Annotated in this window: 12 protein-coding genes and 2 pseudogenes; 6 read left to right on the forward strand and 8 right to left on the reverse strand. The window is 63.2% G+C overall.

The window, feature by feature from the left end; all coding sequences use genetic code 11:
• The first annotated feature begins 65 nt into the window (after positions 1-65).
• Together AC5ZG1_RS25735 and AC5ZG1_RS25740 are read left to right on the forward strand one after the other, a co-directional pair.
• A complete protein-coding gene (locus AC5ZG1_RS25735; RefSeq protein WP_130225046.1) occupies positions 66-269 on the forward strand; it encodes a hypothetical protein in 204 nt (67 codons plus the stop codon).
• Positions 270-290: 21 nt separating this feature from the next.
• Complete coding sequence (locus AC5ZG1_RS25740) at positions 291-443, forward strand: hypothetical protein (protein ID WP_496134423.1); 153 nt, start codon at positions 291-293, stop codon at positions 441-443.
• Positions 444-492: 49 nt separating this feature from the next.
• Here AC5ZG1_RS25740 and AC5ZG1_RS25745 read toward each other — a convergent pair whose 3' ends face one another.
• Together AC5ZG1_RS25745 and AC5ZG1_RS25750 are read right to left on the reverse strand one after the other, a co-directional pair.
• On the reverse strand, positions 493-2,097 hold the full coding sequence (locus AC5ZG1_RS25745; RefSeq protein ID WP_496134424.1) for a DHA2 family efflux MFS transporter permease subunit: 1,605 nt from the start codon (positions 2,095-2,097) through the stop codon (positions 493-495).
• Between the two features lie 4 nt (positions 2,098-2,101).
• Positions 2,102-3,304 carry an HlyD family secretion protein gene (locus AC5ZG1_RS25750; RefSeq protein WP_496134425.1) on the reverse strand — a complete coding sequence of 401 codons (1,203 nt, stop codon included), beginning with the start codon at positions 3,302-3,304 and terminating at the stop codon, positions 2,102-2,104.
• Between the two features lie 258 nt (positions 3,305-3,562).
• Between AC5ZG1_RS25750 and AC5ZG1_RS25755 the strand changes: the two genes are divergently transcribed.
• Positions 3,563-4,150 carry a TetR/AcrR family transcriptional regulator gene (locus AC5ZG1_RS25755; RefSeq protein ID WP_496134426.1) on the forward strand — a complete coding sequence of 196 codons (588 nt, stop codon included), beginning with the start codon at positions 3,563-3,565 and terminating at the stop codon, positions 4,148-4,150.
• A gap of 107 nt (positions 4,151-4,257) precedes the next feature.
• Positions 4,258-4,617, forward strand: coding sequence for a hypothetical protein (locus AC5ZG1_RS25760; RefSeq protein ID WP_028165689.1), 360 nt, complete (start codon positions 4,258-4,260; stop codon positions 4,615-4,617).
• 119 nt (positions 4,618-4,736) lie between these two features.
• On the opposite strand, the gene AC5ZG1_RS25765 is transcribed toward AC5ZG1_RS25760, so the two are convergent.
• From AC5ZG1_RS25765 to AC5ZG1_RS25775, 3 genes and pseudogenes are all read right to left on the reverse strand, one after another.
• Entirely contained in the window at positions 4,737-5,495 is a 759-nt protein-coding gene (locus AC5ZG1_RS25765) for an SDR family NAD(P)-dependent oxidoreductase (RefSeq protein ID WP_496134427.1), read from the reverse strand.
• A gap of 263 nt (positions 5,496-5,758) precedes the next feature.
• Positions 5,759-7,000, reverse strand: a pseudogene (locus AC5ZG1_RS25770) (SulP family inorganic anion transporter); the annotation flags it as partial.
• Positions 7,001-7,222: 222 nt separating this feature from the next.
• On the reverse strand, positions 7,223-8,044 hold the full coding sequence (locus AC5ZG1_RS25775) for a CHAD domain-containing protein (protein WP_496134428.1): 822 nt from the start codon (positions 8,042-8,044) through the stop codon (positions 7,223-7,225).
• A gap of 634 nt (positions 8,045-8,678) precedes the next feature.
• Between AC5ZG1_RS25775 and AC5ZG1_RS25780 the strand changes: the two are divergent.
• Positions 8,679-8,868 (forward strand): annotated as a pseudogene (locus AC5ZG1_RS25780) (hypothetical protein); the annotation flags it as partial.
• An 819-nt stretch (positions 8,869-9,687) separates the two neighbouring features.
• Here AC5ZG1_RS25780 and AC5ZG1_RS25785 read toward each other — a convergent pair.
• Together AC5ZG1_RS25785 and AC5ZG1_RS25790 are read right to left on the reverse strand one after the other, a co-directional pair.
• Positions 9,688-10,923, reverse strand: coding sequence for a c-type cytochrome (locus tag AC5ZG1_RS25785; protein ID WP_496134429.1), 1,236 nt, complete (start codon positions 10,921-10,923; stop codon positions 9,688-9,690).
• A gap of 1,138 nt (positions 10,924-12,061) precedes the next feature.
• Positions 12,062-13,615: an ABC transporter substrate-binding protein gene (locus AC5ZG1_RS25790; RefSeq protein WP_496134430.1), complete on the reverse strand. Its 1,554-nt coding sequence runs from the start codon at positions 13,613-13,615 to the stop codon at positions 12,062-12,064.
• Between the two features lie 176 nt (positions 13,616-13,791).
• Between AC5ZG1_RS25790 and AC5ZG1_RS25795 the strand changes: the two genes are divergently transcribed.
• Positions 13,792-14,691, forward strand: a complete 900-nt coding sequence (locus AC5ZG1_RS25795) for an aldose 1-epimerase family protein (protein ID WP_496134431.1) — start codon at positions 13,792-13,794, stop codon at positions 14,689-14,691.
• Between the two features lie 35 nt (positions 14,692-14,726).
• Here AC5ZG1_RS25795 and AC5ZG1_RS25800 read toward each other — a convergent pair whose 3' ends face one another.
• Positions 14,727-16,367, reverse strand: coding sequence for a Spy/CpxP family protein refolding chaperone (locus AC5ZG1_RS25800; protein ID WP_496134432.1), 1,641 nt, complete (start codon positions 16,365-16,367; stop codon positions 14,727-14,729).
• Positions 16,368-16,442: the final 75 nt, after the last annotated feature.

Consider the following 16,442-nt stretch of genomic DNA (forward strand, 5'->3'; position numbering starts at 1 on the left):
CGCCTAGTTACCGACCTCAACCATGAATCAGACGGGAGCGCCGCAGCAGCGGCGAACGAGCACGCATGTCCAAAGCCTATGTCATCGAAGTTTCCAACCAGACCGCCGGCATCGTCGTGGGTGACGAGCGCGGCTTCCGCTTCTTCTCTTCCGAACGCGCGTTCGACAGTCTCGAGGGCGGCCATTTCGGCTCGGCCCGCGCCGCGGAACGCGCAGCACGGGCGCTGATCGAGCGGCGGCGACGCCCCGACAATCGAACGGCATTCTGACCGCACATGAAAGGACGGATCATGACCGCAAGACAAGGCTGCCGGGTTCGTAGCATGTGTGGCGAGCCACTGCTCCCGGTCGAGAACCAACTGATCGGCCGGAGCCTTTGCATCGGCGTGGTGGCGCTGATGATCCTGGTCGCGATCAACCACTTCGTGCCGATCGCGGTGTAGGCCGCGAGGTCACCTCTCCCGCTCGCGGGAGAGAGGAGTACGGCAATCTTCAATGCGCGCCGCCGGCGGCGCCGCCGCCCTTCGGCTTGCCGGTCAAGAGAATCGCGATGGCGGCGAGCACGAGCACGAAGCCCAGCACGGCGAATGTATCGCTGTATCCCATCACCAGCGCCTGGCGTTTCACGGCGTTGCCGAGCGCGATGATCGCCTGGTGCCTTGCGGCTGCCGGATCGGCCATGCCGTGGGCCATGAAGTAGTTCGTCATCTCGGCGAGGCGCTGACGCACCTCCTCGCGGGCGAGGTCGACCGACTGACCGATGATGTTGGAATGGAACTGCTCGCGCTTGGTGGCGATGGTCGCAAGCAGTGCGGTGCCGATCGCGCCGCCGAGGTTGCGCATCATGTTGGAGATGCCGGAAGCGGCCGCTGCATCCTGCGGCGCGACGCTGCCGAGGCTCACGGCGCTGAGCGGGGCCAGCATCAAGGCCTGGCCGATAGCGCGGATGATGTTGGGGACGAAGAGCTGGTCGCCGGCATAGTTGAGCGACATCTGCGTGTTCATAAAGCAGCTTGCCGCGAACAGCGCCATTCCTACGGCCGCGATATAGCGGGCATCGAAGCGCTGCATCAGTTTTGGCACCAGCGGGATCAGGATGAGCTGCGGCAGGCCGGTCCACGCCAGCACCTGGCCGATCTGCTCGGCGTTGTAGAGTTGCACCTGGCCGAGATAGGCCGGCAAGAGATAGACCGAGCCGAACAGCGCAAAGCCGACGAACACGGCCGAAATCGTGCCGAAGCCGAAACTGCGCTGGGCGAGCAGCCGCAGCCGGATCAGCGGCTTCTCCACGACGAGTTCGATGATCACGAACAGCGACAGGCTGACCGCGGCGACAATGGCAAGCTTCACGATGAAGGGCGAGCCGAACCAATCGTCCTTGTTGCCTTCCTCCAGCACGGTCTGCAGCGCCGAGAGGCCGATCGCCATGGTCGCGATCCCGAGCCAGTCGCCCTCGCGCAAGAGGCCGAGCTGCATCGGCTGCCGCTCCAGCGTCAAATAGAGCATGGTCACCATGACCGCCGTCGGTACCACGTTGACGAAGAAGATGGTCTGCCAGCCGTAGTTCTCGGTGAGATAGCCGCCGATGGTCGGGCCGATTGCCGGCGCAAAGGTCACGGCGATCGAGAACATCGCAAGGCCGATCGGCTGCTGCGCCTTGGGCAGCTTGGTGAACACCAGCGTGAACGCCATCGGGATCAGGACGCCGCCGAAAAAGCCTTGCAGCGCGCGCATCGCGATCATCGATGGCAGGTCATGGGTGAAGGCGCAGGCGACGGAGAAGATGGCAAACAGCGTGGCGTGGCCGATCATGATGTTGCGGAACGAGAACACGCGGCTGAGATAGTCGGTGAGCGGAATCACCACGATCTCGCCGATCAGGTATGACGTCGAGATCCAGGAACCGTTGTCGACGCCGGTGCCGATGCCGCCCTCGATGTTGAGCAGCGAGGCGTTGGTGATCTGGATGTTGAGGATCGCCATGAAGGCGCCGATCATCGCCGCGAGTATGGAGATCCACACCGTGGCGCTGGCCCGGTTCGGGTCGACAGCCGCACGCGGCAGGGGGGCTGTGGTCGATAATGTGAGGTCCGACATGACGTCACCTCTGGGCAATCGAAGTCGTTGGCTTCGGCGTTGCGACTGGCTGCTGCAAGGCGTCGCTGTGCGACTGTGTATCGATCGTCGGGATCACCGACATGCCGGGGCGCAATTCGACGGGCGTGGAGTCGAGCAGGATTTTCACGGGGATGCGCTGCACCACCTTGGTGAAATTGCCGGTGGCGTTGTCCGGCGGCAGTAATGCGAACTCCTGGCCGCTGGCCGGCGCGAGTGAATCGACGTGGCCGTGCACGACCTGGCCCGGGAACATGTCGACGGAAATGTCCGCCTTCTGTCCCTTGCGGACGTCGGTGAGCTGGGTCTCCTTGAAGTTCGCCACCACATAGGCGCCGGTCGCCGGCACCAGCGACATCAATTGCGTGCCGGCCTGCACGAACTGACCGACGCGCAGCGTGCGGTTGCCGACCACGCCGTCGATCGGCGCTGTGATCGTGGTGTAGCCGAGGTTCAGCTCGGCCTGTTCTTCGATGGCCTCGGCGCGCGCGGTCGCCGCCACCGCCTGCGTGATCTCCGCCTTCAGCAGTTCGACCTGCTTTCGCGCCGAAGCGAGGTTGGCGATGTCGCGCTGGACGGCGGCTTGCGCGCTGGCGTGGCGCGATTGCGCCTGTTGCGCGTTCTGCACGCTGCCATAGCCGGTGGTGGCGAGGTCGGTGTAGCGCTTGTTCTCCTGCGCGGCGAAGGTCTGCGTCGCGGTGTCGACGTCGAGCGTCGCCTTCGCGGCCTCGATCACCGCCTGCTGGACGTCGAGCTGCGCATGCTTGCTGGCAACGGCGGCCCGGGCGGCTTCGACATCGGCTTTGGCCTGGTTCAGCGCCACCTTGAAATCACGCTCGTCGATCCGCGCCAGCACCTGGCCGGCCTTCACGCGCTCATTGTCGCCGACCAGCACCGCGCTGAGATAGCCCGACACCTTCGGCGCGATCGTGGTGTTGTCGGCTTTGACATAGGCGTCATCGGTGGAGACGAGGAAGCGGCCGACGGTCCAGTAGTCCCAGCCGTACCAGGCGGCGCCCGACAGCGCGGCGACGGCGATGCCCGCGAAAGCGATCCGCCGCAGCCTGCCCTTGATCGATGCCGAGGCAACCGGGGCGGGTACGACCGGCTCCGGCGTCGGCGCGAGCCGCTGCACTTCGGCGGCCGAGAGCGGGCGTTCGACCTCTAGCGTCGGGGAATGCTGGTTCATGACGGCCCTCCTGACTTTCTATCCCCTTGCCAAGACTGGATAATTTCCAGGTCACGGGCATGAGGCAATTAGGAAACTTGATATTTTCCAAAATAGGCGCCATATTGGGTCTGTCAATGGAATGACAGGCGTCATCTTAAAGCATGGCTCAATGGCATGACGGTCACGACAAGACAGGGCAGAGCGGACAAAGGCGCTGCGGCACCCGAGCGTCGCAGCCGGGGCAGGCCGCCGCTGCGTTCCGATGACGAGACGCGGATGGTGATCTTTGATGCCGCGCGGCGGGAATTCGCCGCCAGCGGCTTCGCGGCGACCAGCATGGATGACGTGGCGCGCCGCGCCGGCGTTTCGACGAAGACGCTCTACCGGCTCATTTCCGGCAAGCAGGCCCTGTTCGAGGGGATGGTCGCGGACCGGATGGACCGGTTCATTTCGGGCGTGCGGCTGCGCGCCTGCGACGGCAGCAACATCAAAGGTGCGTTACGCGAGGCTTGTCTTGCCTGCGCCGAACTGATCCTGGATGGCGAGGTGATCGCGCTGCAGCGCCTGATCCTCGCCGACAGCGATAAATTCCCTGATATCGCGGAGAGCTTCTACAAGAGTGCGATGCGGCGAACGGTGACCACGCTGGCAAACTGGTTGCGGACGCAACAGGAGCGCGGCCTGATCGCGCTTCGGGAGATCGATCCGGAGGCGGCGGCCGGCATGCTGCTTGGCATGGTCGTCTTCGCGCCGCAGCGTGCTGTATTGTTCGGCCGTGAAGCACCGCCCGACCGTGCCGAACTCGAGCGCCGCGCTGAGGCCTGCGCGACTTTGTTCCTCGAAGGCTGTGCCGTCCAGCGCTGACACGCCTGTCCTGTGGAGAGCTGTCCCAATCGGGTCCATAAATGGAACTTTGTGCCGAGTTCCCAGTTTGTCAAAGCTGGGGACGGGCATCTTGTCACGGCACGGACATGGCTCGCAAAAATTTGGTTCGGACGTCAATCCTGACAATTCTCCTCGTCGTTCCAGCGGGAGCCTCGATGGCCCGCGATGACGGGCGCTATTCCAACTCGCCACTCAAACCCTGGTTCGATAGCCTGAAGAGCAAACTCGGGCCTTGCTGCTCGGACGCCGACGGCGTCGCGGTGGCCGATCCGGATTGGGAGTCCAAGGATGGGCATTACCGGGTCCGTCTGGAGGGACAATGGATCATGGTGCCGGATGAGGCCGTGATCACCGAGCCGAACCGCGCTGGCCGGACCATGGTCTGGCCGATGAAGGGCACCACGGGAATCACGATCCGCTGCTTCATGCCGGGAAGCATGACGTAGAGGTCTTGTGCGCGTAGCCCGGGTGGAGCGAACGCGTAACTCGGGACGCCTGCATCGGCATCGTAGAGCGGCCCCGGGTTACGCTTGCGCTCCACCCGGGGCTACGCGCGCAAACGCCGCTAAAACGACTCCGCCCAGGGCCGCAGGTCGAGCTCAAGGGTCCAGGCGCTGCGGTGCTGATGGTGCAGCACCCAATAGGCCTCGGCGATCGCGGCGATGTTGAGCAGGCCGTCCGGCCCGCGCTCCTCCTTCAATTGCGGTCGCAGGCTCATGAGCCGATCGCCCGCGATGCCGCCGTCGATCACGACATGGCCGACATGGATGCCCTGGGATCCGAATTCCCGCGCGATGCTCTGCGCCATCGCGCGCAGCGCGGCCTTGGCGGCGGCAAAGGGGGCGAAATGGGCCTTGCCGCGAAGCGAGCCGCTCGCTCCCGTAAACACCAGCGTGCCGCCGCCACGCGATAGCAGCGCGGGGATTGCCGCCTGCGCCAGGTGAAAACCGCCGAGCGCATGCTCGCGCCAATGTGACTCGAACTGCTCTTCGCTTATCTTCAGGAAGGGCGCCCACCGGTTCGAGCCGGCATTGTGCACCGCCATCGCAAGTGGCGCGAGCTTTTGCGCCGCCGCCACGAAGCGGGCGACATCGGCGGGCTTGGAGACATCGCCGACGACATGGGCGATCTTGGCGCCGGCGGCAGCAAGCTCCGCGGCGGTTGCCGCGAGCTTTTCGGCATTGCGGCCTGCAATTGCGACCGGGTACCCGCCCGCCGCGAACCGGCGAGCGATCGCCGCGCCCACCCCCTGGGACGCGCCGACGCCCGCGATCAGCACGCTGCCCTGCGGCGCCGTCGGTTCGAGAATGGATGGGCTGGCCATGATATGTTCCCCTGGCTTTGAATGACGGGCATAATACAAGAGGGTTTGATATAGGCGGACGTCCGGTCGATGCGAAGTCCCACCGCCGATCATCTTTTTGGCATGCGCTTGGGCTGATTGCCCGTCATTGCGAGGAGCGATGCGACGAAGCAATCCATGCCGCAACAAGCGGAGAGGTGGATTGCTTCGTTCGCTCGCAATGACGGGGAGCTCGGAGCCGCGCTCTACGCGTCCTCAGGCTTCTGCGGATTTCCGAGCCGTGCGAACAGCACGGCGAGGATACATCCAGCGACGATGCCGAAGGTGAGATCCTTGAATATCGTCAGTGCGAAGGTCGGCACCAGCACCACGCCGCTGCGCCAGTCCTTCACCAGGCGGACGAACTCCTCCTTCTCCGCCATGTACCAGCACACCACGACCAGCACGCCGGCAAGGGCCGCGAGCGGGATGTAGCGCGCCAGGGGGGCCGCCACGAGCATGAACAGCAGCAGATAGACGGAATGCAGCATGCCTGAGAGCGGGCTGCGGCCGCCGGCGCGGATATTGGTTGCCGTGCGCGCGATGGTGCCGGTGACGCTGATGCCGCCGAACAAGGCGGAGGCGATGTTGGCAATGCCTTGTGCGACCAGCTCCATGTTGGAACGGTGCCTGCGGCCGGTCATGCTGTCGGCGACTTTTGCCGACAGCAGGCTCTCGACGCCGCCGAGCAGCGTGAACGAGAACGCCGCCGGCAAAACCTTCAGCAGAAGGTCGTAGGAGATATCAGGCACCTGCGGCGCCGGCAGGCTATGCGGGATTTCACCGAAACGGGTGCCGATGGTCTCGACCGGCAGTTGCAGCACCAGCGCCACGACCGAGGCGATCGCAATGGCGATCAGCATTCCCGGCCAGGTCGGCCGCCACTGCCGCACCGCGAAGATGATCGCCGCCGTCCCGGCACCAATGCCGAGTGCGGCCCAATTCAGGGTCGGAAGCGCACGGCCAAGCACAATCAGCTTTGCGAGCAGGGACCCCGGCTCGGGACCGGCAAGCGTCAGGCCGAACAGGTCCGTGATCTGGCTCGCAAAAATGGTCACCGCGATTCCGCAGGTGAAGCCGACGGTCACGGGATGCGGCATGTAACGGATCAGCGAGCCGAGACCGGTCGCGCCGACCAGGGTCAGCATCACGCCGGACACCAGCACGGTCAGCAACAGGCCGTTGACGCCGAGCTGAGCGACGGTCGCCGCCACCAGCACGATGAAGGCGCCTGCCGGTCCGCCGATCTGAAATCGGCTTCCGCCGAGCGCCGAGACCAGAAAACCGCCGACGATGGCGGTGAAAAGCCCCCGTTCCGGGGTCACGCCGGAGGCCACCGCGATCGCCATCGAGAGCGGCAGCGCGACCACGGCCACGGTGAGGCCCGCAACGGCATCCTGGCGGAGTTTGTCGAGGCTGTAGCCCTCGCCCAGGGCGGTCATGAGCTTGGGGCGATAGAGATGGGCCGTCGAAGAACCGTCGGGCATGGTGTCAACCAGGAGAAATGCGAGTTTCTTGAATGCAAACTAGCCGAATCGAGCAGGGCAAGAAAATGCGCTCGATCAACAATCCTGCCCGGACAAATACGGGGTTGACCGCAGAATCCCGTCCAGAGCGTTTTCGAGCGACGTGGATACCGGTTCGCGTGAAGAAAACGCGTCAAAACTAGAATCTAGAGCTTCGGTTTTGATTCAATCGGAGCCGAAACTTTAGGCTGCAATCCTCCGGTATGCGACCGCAGCGCGCCGCAACAGCCGCTGTTTTTCCTTCTTGTCCAGCAACTCGAGCGGTTTCCGCTGGCGGCCCGCAGGGCGCGTCCCGACGCGCTGTTGCAGGCCTGCCACAAGCGCCCGCGCAGCCTCGGCGTCGTGCAGTTCGCCGAGAATCTGCTGAGCCTTGCGTAGCTGCTTCACGATCGCGCGCCATGGGGCGAAGTCCTTCTTTGCCAGCACGTCTTCGGAGAACTCGATCGCATAGCGCAGCCGTTTGCTGGCCAGGCGAACGCGGTGCTGCTTGCGCCCGCTCATTCCCTGCAGGCCGCGGCTCTTCTTGACGAGCTTTTCATGCCAGCCGGCGAGCCGGCGCGCGTGGTACTCGGAGGCCCGCAATGCGCGGAGCCGCACCAGGCGGTGCTCGCTCATATGAGACCATGGGCCATGGTTGACCCAATCGACCATATCCTTGAACCAGCGGCGATAGCGATCTGATGTCAGCGCCCGTCTCAACTGCCGCTGGCTCTCGGCCCGGGCTGTCCTGAACAGCCGTTCGCGGGGAGCGTTCCCGATCGCGACATCAAGGTCGCGCGTGGCGCCAAGATATCCGTTAAGCCATTTCAATTCGGACTTCAGGCGCGGCCATTCGGAATCCTGCACCATGGGCTCAAAGAAAGCGATCGCCGCGCGAAAACGGGTCAGCGCCACACGCGTCTGATGCACGGCGACGGTGTCGCCGTTACGGGCGCCGCGATGATGAGCCTTGACGTCTTCGAGGCAGGCGGAGCCCACGAGACGAAACACAGTGGCGCAGGGCATCTCTCCGCTCAGCCGTGCACGGGTCCGCTTGGGGCGGAAAATACGCTCCTTCGCGGACCTTTTCGATCGCTTCATAAGTGGCTCACGTCCCGGATGAGGACCCGCGAATCCTCGTCCGGCGGTTCCTGCCTCGATCAAATGGTTTTGACGGCAGGCTGTCAAATAGACATTGCGCCAGCTCAAGCAGCAATGCGTCGCACCCGCGAACAGTGTCGCGCGGTGCGTTAGCCGCCTGCATCACATTGGCGCGAGACGACACAAACATCCGGAACGACGACGTGTCTTTGGGTATCTTCAAACTTCAGGATGTCTTTCGGCAAAGTTCTGAGATGGCTTGCGGTCCGAAGAAGTACCTCGAAACTTCAACAAGGCTCGAAGTATGACAGTCTCACTGTCAGTTTTTTCGCCGGATTCTGAAGCGCAGAAGTATATGATGGCGGTCCTGCAAGTAGTCTGCTGTTGCCGTACCAACATGCAGAGATTTACGCCGATGCCGGCTCATCCCGTCGAGTACAACCTTTTCCAGTTGAACCTTCATTGCTTCAACTCTGTGCGGGCAATCTCTCTGACCCGCCCAATGCGTGCCAACCACAAGACGTCGAAAAAATGGGGCAGAAAAAATGGAGGAAGCAATATGACGCAGACCACTGTGACAAAAGTTGCCATTGCGATCCCGGCCTTCGCCTGTGCGGCGCTGCTTTCATTCAACTGGTCTGAACAGCGCGGCGTGACGCTGTCGGTTGAGAGCGCCCAGGCGCGGGTCGGTCGCCCGTTGACGCCTGTGAGCGCTGCGGGTGTTGCGCGTCGGCAAACGCGGCGGGCCGCATACGGTGCCGGTATGGCCGGCGCCGCGGCGGTCGGAACCGCCGCGGCAATCGGAACGGCTGCGGCGGTCGGTGCCACCTCACCCGCCTGGGGATGGGGAGGCGGCCCTTACTACGCAGGGACAGGCTACTATGGAGGCGGCGCTTACGGTGCCTATGCCCGTCCGATGTACTCGAACGCATTTGCGGGTCCGGCTCCGGCCGGCTGGCAGGGCGGTATGAGCAGCGGAGACCGCGACCTGTATTTCCGAAATCTACGCGACTCCGGGTACGATAAGAAGAAGGACTTCAACGCGACCGGGACCATCGTGAATCAATAGCGTCTGGGCTCTCGTCGTCCATCTTCGTCTTGCCCTCACCTCAAGCTGGGATGACAGCATCTTGGGGTGAGGTAAGGGTTGTTGAGGTGCGGCGGTCGCCGTGCGCGTTGAGCGCTGTTTATAGACGTAGGGAGAGAGGCGGTTATTTGGAGCCGCCTCTCTACGGACCAACCGCCATTGATCTTTCATCCGAGAATCGACCAGCGCTCCCGAAGCTGAGACAACACTCGAACAGCTCTTTCACACCTACCGGGCAGGACCCGAGTCAACGGCGTATGCGTGGCAAGGACGCGGTTCGCAGGTGTGTGCGATGGCAGGGTGGTGTTTAGTCATCGCCGCGTTTGCGCTGCTCGTGTCGGTTATGATTCTCGAAGGCTGCCAACTCACCATTGGAATATGGCGTCGCCGACCGCGATGGGGCTGAACAGCGGAAAATCCGGCAGAGCGATGATTTGCAGGCGTTCATCGTACTGTAATCTCCACGTATCCTATCAAGCATCTATCTCTTTGTCGCGCGCTCGAGAAATTGCACCAGTGCGGCGCGGTCCTGTGCCGAGCCAATGCGCTGCTCGGGCATCTTGGTGCCCGGGGTGTAGGCCGAAGGTCCGACCTCGAACAATCTGGAAACCGTCTCCGGCGTCCAGACAATATCGAGGCGCTTGAGTGCTTCGGAAAAATTATAGCCCGGCACGGTTGCGATCCGTCGGCCGAAAATGCCGGACAGGGTTGGGCCCGCCCTGTTGGCTTGCTCGGCGCCAAGGGTATGGCAGGCCACACAGGCACGAAACACCTCCGCACCATGGTCGCCGGCATAGGCGGCCAGCGGATCTCCCGTCGTCTCCAGGAGAAGTGGATCGATAGGATCTCCCGTCACCACGTTCCAGCGGCGGATGATGTTGTCGGCGCCACCGGTGAGCAGGGTGCGGCTGTCCGGCATAAACGCGACCGACCAGACCGGCAGCTCGGGACCGGCCAGTTTGCGCGCCAGAGTGCGCGTCTTGCGATCGATCACTGCGACCGATCCGCCAACGCTCGCGGCAGCTACCAGCGCGCCGTCCGGCGAGATCGCAATCGAGGTCACTGGTCTCGGGCCGGCTGCGATCTCACCCGCAGCTGCACCGGCTCCTGTCAGAAAATATAGCTTACCATCGGCGCCGCCGGTCGCGATTTCGCCATTGCTGTCGATTGCCACAGCGTTGAGCGGGCTCGGCATTGCAACAACGGTCGGCGTGTCGCCGGCTGACGGCCAGATGCGCACGCTCTGATCGTAGCTCACGCTGACCACCGTGCGACCGTCCGGAGCGAATGCAACGCCATTGACGTTCTGAGTTTGCCCTTCGAGCACACGCGCCGCACCGCCCGCGAGCGGCCACAACCGAACCGTATGATCCCACGACGCGGAAGCCAGTGTTGTGCCGTCGGGCGACAGCGCGAGGGCGGCGATCGGCGCCGTATGGCCTTCCAAGACGGAATCGGGCTCCGCCTTGCCGGGACTCCAGATTGCAATGCGCCCGTCGGCGCCTGCGGTCGCGGTGCGCCCGTCCCCCAGCAGCACGACTGCATTGACGGCGCCGGCATGGAACCGCAGCACCTGTTCGGCCGCGTTGCGAGTCAGCGACCAGCGGATTGCGGTTGAATCAAAGCTTCCTGAGATCGCGGTTTGTCCGTCAGACGAAATCGCCAATGCCCGCACCGGCCCGCCATGGCCTCGCAACTGCGCGCAAGCGGTAGTCATCCCCAGAGGCAGAATCACCAACAAGGCACCACACGTCAAAAACGCAGGGGCGCATTTCGCGAGGTGGAGCATTCGCAGCAATCGTTTCCTCCATTCGCATCGCCCTTGGTGCGCGCCCGTCGGTCACGCGCCAGACCCTTTGACGACCGCAGGCGTCAAAAACTCACACCGTCGCATACCCGCTTCCAAGTAAAGGCACTTTAGCCCCTCGATTGGAGCTTCGGGAAGAGGCCGAGGGGCATGAACATACGCCATTCACTTGCGCCCGCTGTCCGGTCCGGGTCAAAGGACTAAACCGCTCGCGCGGTAGAACGCCGCGGCTGGCGACACGGCGAAACAATAGGCGACAGGTCATCGTGACGAGCGGTGCAATTAGCCCGTTGGCAATGATCGGATGATCGAGGGTCTGCTGATCTGGAAGTTCGTGGCGAAGCACCCCCATTGCACAAGAGCCAACTCGAACCCGGCATTCTCGACCGTGATTGTGTGCACCATCGCGCTCGTTGGACCCAGTCCAGGAATCTCGACGCAAGCAGAGTTACAAATGGCGTGATGCTCTTGACGAGCAACTCAAAACAGTTTCGGCTCAGTGGCTCCGGAGGCTTTCCAGATTGATAGAGATCAGTTTGCCTCATGAGATTCGAATATCGAAGAACTCACGTTTAGATTGTGTGGTGTGGTATTTTTACTACGGCCAAGTCCTTGAAAGTACGAGTGCCGCCAAACATTAAATCCCCATAGACGACCCTATTGATCGTCTGAAGGTTGTTTGACACGACTTAGCTCGATCACGCGGCATCGTCCTACGTCCCCCCAGCGCGGTTTCCTCCTTTGTGAAGGCTTTCGGACGCCGGCCGCTTGATAGACGGCGCCGCGTATTCGGCGGCCGGCATCCGAAAGCCTTCACATTCGCGCGAAATGGCGGCCAGCCCGGCCATGTCCGCTATGCCGCCGAAAGCGGAAGTAAATTCAGGCCATTAGCGGCGTCACCATAGGCTATTTCGGGTTGGCTCTTTCCCCACGATCGGACAGTGTGGATTGCGAAGATACCCCGACCCAGCTAGCCTTCCTCCGTAAGCGGGACAGGGAGCACAGTGTCCATCGCGGACGCAATTTGACATGATCTCATTCGAGATCGTTATTTCTCGATCCAGGCGTCGCGAAAGCCGTCATTGACGCCGATCGCTGTCGTGATGAGGTTCTTCACCTTGCAGCGCGTGATGGTCGGAAACTGCAATTCCAGCATCCAGGCAACCGGCACATCCTCAACCAGGATCTTCTGCGCTTTCTCGTAGATTTCCTTGCGCTTGGAGTCGGGTGTTGCGACCGCACCTTCAGCGAACAGCCTGTCGATCTCGGGGTTCGAATATCCCTCGACATTGTTGAACATCTGGCCCTTGGCGATGGCACTGGAGACGTAGTTGCGGCCGACGCCCAGCGCTGGATCGCCGTACTGATAGAGGTAGGTGAAGGCGATATCGTAATCCCAATCGCTGATCTTCTGGTTGCCGCCGGGCACGTCGGTTGCGATCATCTCGATGTTCATGCCGACGTCCTGCAGGTTCTGCTTCACGGCTTCGCCCCAGCGCTGCCAGGTCTCGCCATAGGCAAGCGGCAGCAGGCGGACCTTCTCGCCATTGTAGCCGGCTTCCTTGAGCAGCGCCTTGGCCTTGGCGGGGTTGAAGTCATATTTCGGCACGTCGTCGGTGTAGAACTTGACGGCCGAGGATGACGGGCCGGTTGCGACCTTGCCGAGCCCATTCCAGATCACGTCCTTGGCGAAGTTGCGGTCGATCGCATACAGGATCGCCTGACGCACCTTCTTGTTCGCGGTCGGACCCTGGCGGTTGTTGAGCCACAGCCAGGCGAGCGGGCTGAAGAACTCCCAGCCGGCGCCGGTCACGCATGTGTTCTTCAGCTTCGACAGGCGTGGCACGTCGAAATTCTCCACGGAGCCGCCGGGCAACACGTCGACCTTTCCGGTCTCATACGCCACCGAACGCGCCGCGGCGTCGGGAATGATTTGCCAATAGATCTCATCGAGATACGGCTTGCCCTTCTCGTGGTAGTTTGGGTTCTTCACGAGGTGAATGAACGAGCCCTTCTTCCATTCCTTGAACATGAAGGGACCGGTGCCAACAGGCGCATTGTTGTAAGCGTTGGTCTTGAAGTCGGTGCCCGCATAGAGATGCTTCGGGATCATCGGCATCGAGCCGACCTCGAAAATGCCGAGGAACGGTCCGAACGGTTCCTTGAGCGTGAACACCACGGTGAGGTCATCGGGCGCCTCGACCTTCTCCACCTGCAACAAATTGTTGCGGGCGCGCGCATGGGTCTGTTTCAACATGTCGATCGAGAACAGCACGTCGGCCGAGGTGAACGGCTTGCCGTCATGCCAGGTCACATCAGGCTTGAGCTTGAAGGTGTAGACCTTGGCGTCCGGGCTGACCGTCCAGCTTTCCGCGAGGCCGGGCAGCGGCTCCAGCTTCGGGCTGTAGCGCAATAACCCCTCGAAGATATTGCCTGACACCATCTGGGTCGGGCCGTTCTGGATCATCGCCAGCATCAGGCCGGGCGGTTCAGGCTGGATCACGGTGTTGATCACGCCTCCCATCCTTGGCGATTCCTGCGCCATCGCGGTACCGACGCTAGCGGTGGTAAGGAGGAAGGCAAACAACAGCCGTTTGAACATGACCTGACTTTCTTGGAACGAGCTCTGCTCGCATCGGAACAGCCGCAAATTCGCTTCCGAACAGCGGCTTTCCGGGGAGGCTCACATAACCGCGATTGTCGCGGCAAGATGAAAGTCTCGACATCGTCAGCCCAAAAAATATACAGGGATTGGCGCGCTTTCCCGCGAGGTCAGACATGAGCACGGACACCCACATCATCGCTAGCGACGCGATTACCGCGACGATCAAGGCCGCTGGCGCCGAGCTGTGTTCGCTGAAGAGTGCGGACGGGCTCGAGCTGTTGTGGCAGGCTGGGCCGGAATGGCCGCGACATGCGCCGCTGTTGTTTCCCATTGTCGGGCGGCTGAAGAACGACGAGCTGCGCCACAAGGGAAAGACCTACCCCATGACGCAGCACGGTTTTGCGCGCGATCAGCGGTTTGAATGGGTCTCGCGCGAGGACGCGTCCTGCAAGCTGGTGCTCGTGGACAATGATGCGACCCGCGCCAGCTATCCCTTCGCCTTCCGCCTGGAGGTGACGTACGCGGCACGGGGCGCCGATCTGGAGGTGACGTTCGAGATCGCCAACCCCGGCAACGAGACGCTGCCGGCGTCGCTCGGCGGACACCCCGCGTTCGGCTGGCCGCTGCTTCCGGGCCTTGCGAAGCAAGCCTACACGCTGACCTTCCCGGATGACGAGCCCGCGCCGATCCGCCGGCTCGAGGGCGGTCTGATGCGGCCGGACGCGCAGCCATCCCCGGTCAAAGGCGGAACGCTCGCACTCTCCGAGCGGCTGTTCGACGATGACGCTGTGATCCTCGACCAGCTCGCCAGCACCTCGGTGCGCTATGCCGCCGATCGTGGGCCGTCGATCGAAGTTGCGTGGGACGGCTTCCGCGAACTCGGCATCTGGTCAAAGCCCGGCGGCGTGCCATTCCTGTGCATCGAGCCGTGGCACGGCTATGCCAGCCCGGTGGATTTTGATGGTGAGTTCACAGGCAAGCCCGGCCTGATGCAGATCGCGCCCGGTGCGAGCCGATCGCTGAGCTATCGCATCCGTCTCGCTGAGCCGCGTACCCATAAACCCTCGGCGTGACGCGGACGAAGGCTACGTCCGCGAGGCGCGGAGACTTATCCTATGCGACCCCACCGCGCGTCGTCTGCCGACGCCCGCCCGCGGACGTGTCGGCGCCCGCCAGCCTGCTGCGGACCAATCGCGTCGAAGGCCGCTTTCTGCTCGTCGGTCAGCGATCCATAGAAGTCATCCATCGCCTTGTGCACGGTCTTTACCGCTTGCAGCATCGTGTCGAGCCGCTGGCCGACGGCTATGAGGCGTGCCGGCGGCGTCAGCGCGTCCTCCGGCCGGATCTGACACGATGCCTTCAGCGTGTCCGCGGCCTGGGCAGCGGCGCCCTGAAGCGCGTCAAGATATCGGCGCTGCTGGTCGGTCGGCCTGACCGATTGCTCGATTATGGCGGTCGGCCACTCGCTCAGCGTCGGTTGCGTCACATCGCAGGCTGGTCCAGCCGGGCCGGCTCTCGCCGCGGTCCGGCCCGGACGCTGGCGCATAATGGAAAGTGCATTGATCTGCGCCTTCTGCTCATCGCTCAGGAGGCCGTAGAACTTATCGAGCGGCCCTTGCACCGTCTGCACCGCGACGATCATCGCCTCGATGCGCTGCTGCATCGCCGCAAGCCGGCTTGGGGCCGTGAGCGCAATGTCGGTGGGGCAGGAGGCCTTGAGACCTGCAGCGGCCTTTTCCGAAGCGTTGGCGAGTTCGTCGAGCGCGGCGCGCTGTGCCTCGTTCGGCTGGATTGCATTCTGGAATGCCTCGATGGGCAGCCCAGCGATCACGCGGCTATCGTCGCCGCACATTTGCGCGAGATTGGTCCGGCCGTTCGACGGCGCATAGGCATAGGTGTCGAGGCTGCCTCCGCGCCGGCTGGCATGGCCCGGCAGGTAGCCCGCATAGCCCATCAGGTCATCGTAGCCGTAAAGGCCGAAGATGCCGGCATAGAGGTCCGGGTAGCCATAGCCCCAGAACGCATCATCATAGGGATAGCCCCAGAAAGCGTAATCATAAATGTCATAGAAAGCGAACGGCCAGAACAAGGGGCCGACCCACCCAAAACCGCCATTGCGGTGGCGCCACCACGACCAGTTGCCACCATGCCACGCCGCCGTGGCCACGCTCGCGGTGATGAACGCGCGGGTGCGCGGATCGCGCAGCGCGCCGGTGTTGTTCAGCGCCCGGTTGATCGGGCGCGCGTTCAGTGAACGCCGCACGGCGTTGGCGTTCCGCGCGACGTTGACGGGCCTCGCCCTTAGCGCCGAGGCGCCGACCGCTGCGGTTCTGTTGTGCGGCGCGAACGATCGCTGGCTGAACGAACGGCCGCCATGGAAGCTCGGCCGCGCAAACGAACGGCCTACCCGCGGGGCAAAATGAGGTCTTGCGGCGAATCCACGGCCGCCACCGAAGTGTCTTCCGCCGATGTGGAAGCCGCCCCCACGAAAGCCTCCCCCATGGAAGCCTCCCCCATGGAAGCCGCCGCCACGAAAGCCGCCACCGCCACGAAAGCCGCCACCGCCACGAAAGCCGCCACCGCCGTGAAAGCCACCGCCGTGAAAGCCTCCACCGCCGTGAAAGCCACCGCCGCCGCCGTGGCCACCACCGCCTCTGGCATATGCCGCGACCGACAGGACCATCGCGCAAGCCAGCACGGCAGCGCATGCGGTGAACTTTGACCTGAATTTCGACATGGAAGTCGTCATGACCTTCCTCCCACGCAACCAAGGTCCGCTCATCGGCTCCCAACTGGTTCTATCAGCGATGCGACCGAACTGCGA

The organism is Bradyrhizobium sp. Leo78 (assembly GCF_059512425.1).

Bases quoted from the DNA above. Each gene is read 5' to 3' on its own strand.
- AC5ZG1_RS25735 (WP_130225046.1), top strand. From the start codon at position 66: ATGTCCAAAGCCTATGTCATCGAAGTTTCCAACCAGACCGCCGGCATC.
- AC5ZG1_RS25740 (WP_496134423.1), top strand. From the start codon at position 291: ATGACCGCAAGACAAGGCTGCCGGGTTCGTAGCATGTGTGGCGAGCCA.
- AC5ZG1_RS25745 (WP_496134424.1), bottom strand. From the start codon at position 2,097: ATGTCGGACCTCACATTATCGACCACAGCCCCCCTGCCGCGTGCGGCT.
- AC5ZG1_RS25750 (WP_496134425.1), bottom strand. From the start codon at position 3,304: ATGAACCAGCATTCCCCGACGCTAGAGGTCGAACGCCCGCTCTCGGCC.
- AC5ZG1_RS25755 (WP_496134426.1), top strand. From the start codon at position 3,563: ATGGTGATCTTTGATGCCGCGCGGCGGGAATTCGCCGCCAGCGGCTTC.
- AC5ZG1_RS25760 (WP_028165689.1), top strand. From the start codon at position 4,258: ATGGCTCGCAAAAATTTGGTTCGGACGTCAATCCTGACAATTCTCCTC.
- AC5ZG1_RS25765 (WP_496134427.1), bottom strand. From the start codon at position 5,495: ATGGCCAGCCCATCCATTCTCGAACCGACGGCGCCGCAGGGCAGCGTG.
- AC5ZG1_RS25775 (WP_496134428.1), bottom strand. From the start codon at position 8,044: ATGCCCTGCGCCACTGTGTTTCGTCTCGTGGGCTCCGCCTGCCTCGAA.
- AC5ZG1_RS25785 (WP_496134429.1), bottom strand. From the start codon at position 10,923: ATGACTACCGCTTGCGCGCAGTTGCGAGGCCATGGCGGGCCGGTGCGG.
- AC5ZG1_RS25790 (WP_496134430.1), bottom strand. From the start codon at position 13,615: ATGTTCAAACGGCTGTTGTTTGCCTTCCTCCTTACCACCGCTAGCGTC.
- AC5ZG1_RS25795 (WP_496134431.1), top strand. From the start codon at position 13,792: ATGAGCACGGACACCCACATCATCGCTAGCGACGCGATTACCGCGACG.
- AC5ZG1_RS25800 (WP_496134432.1), bottom strand. From the start codon at position 16,367: ATGACGACTTCCATGTCGAAATTCAGGTCAAAGTTCACCGCATGCGCT.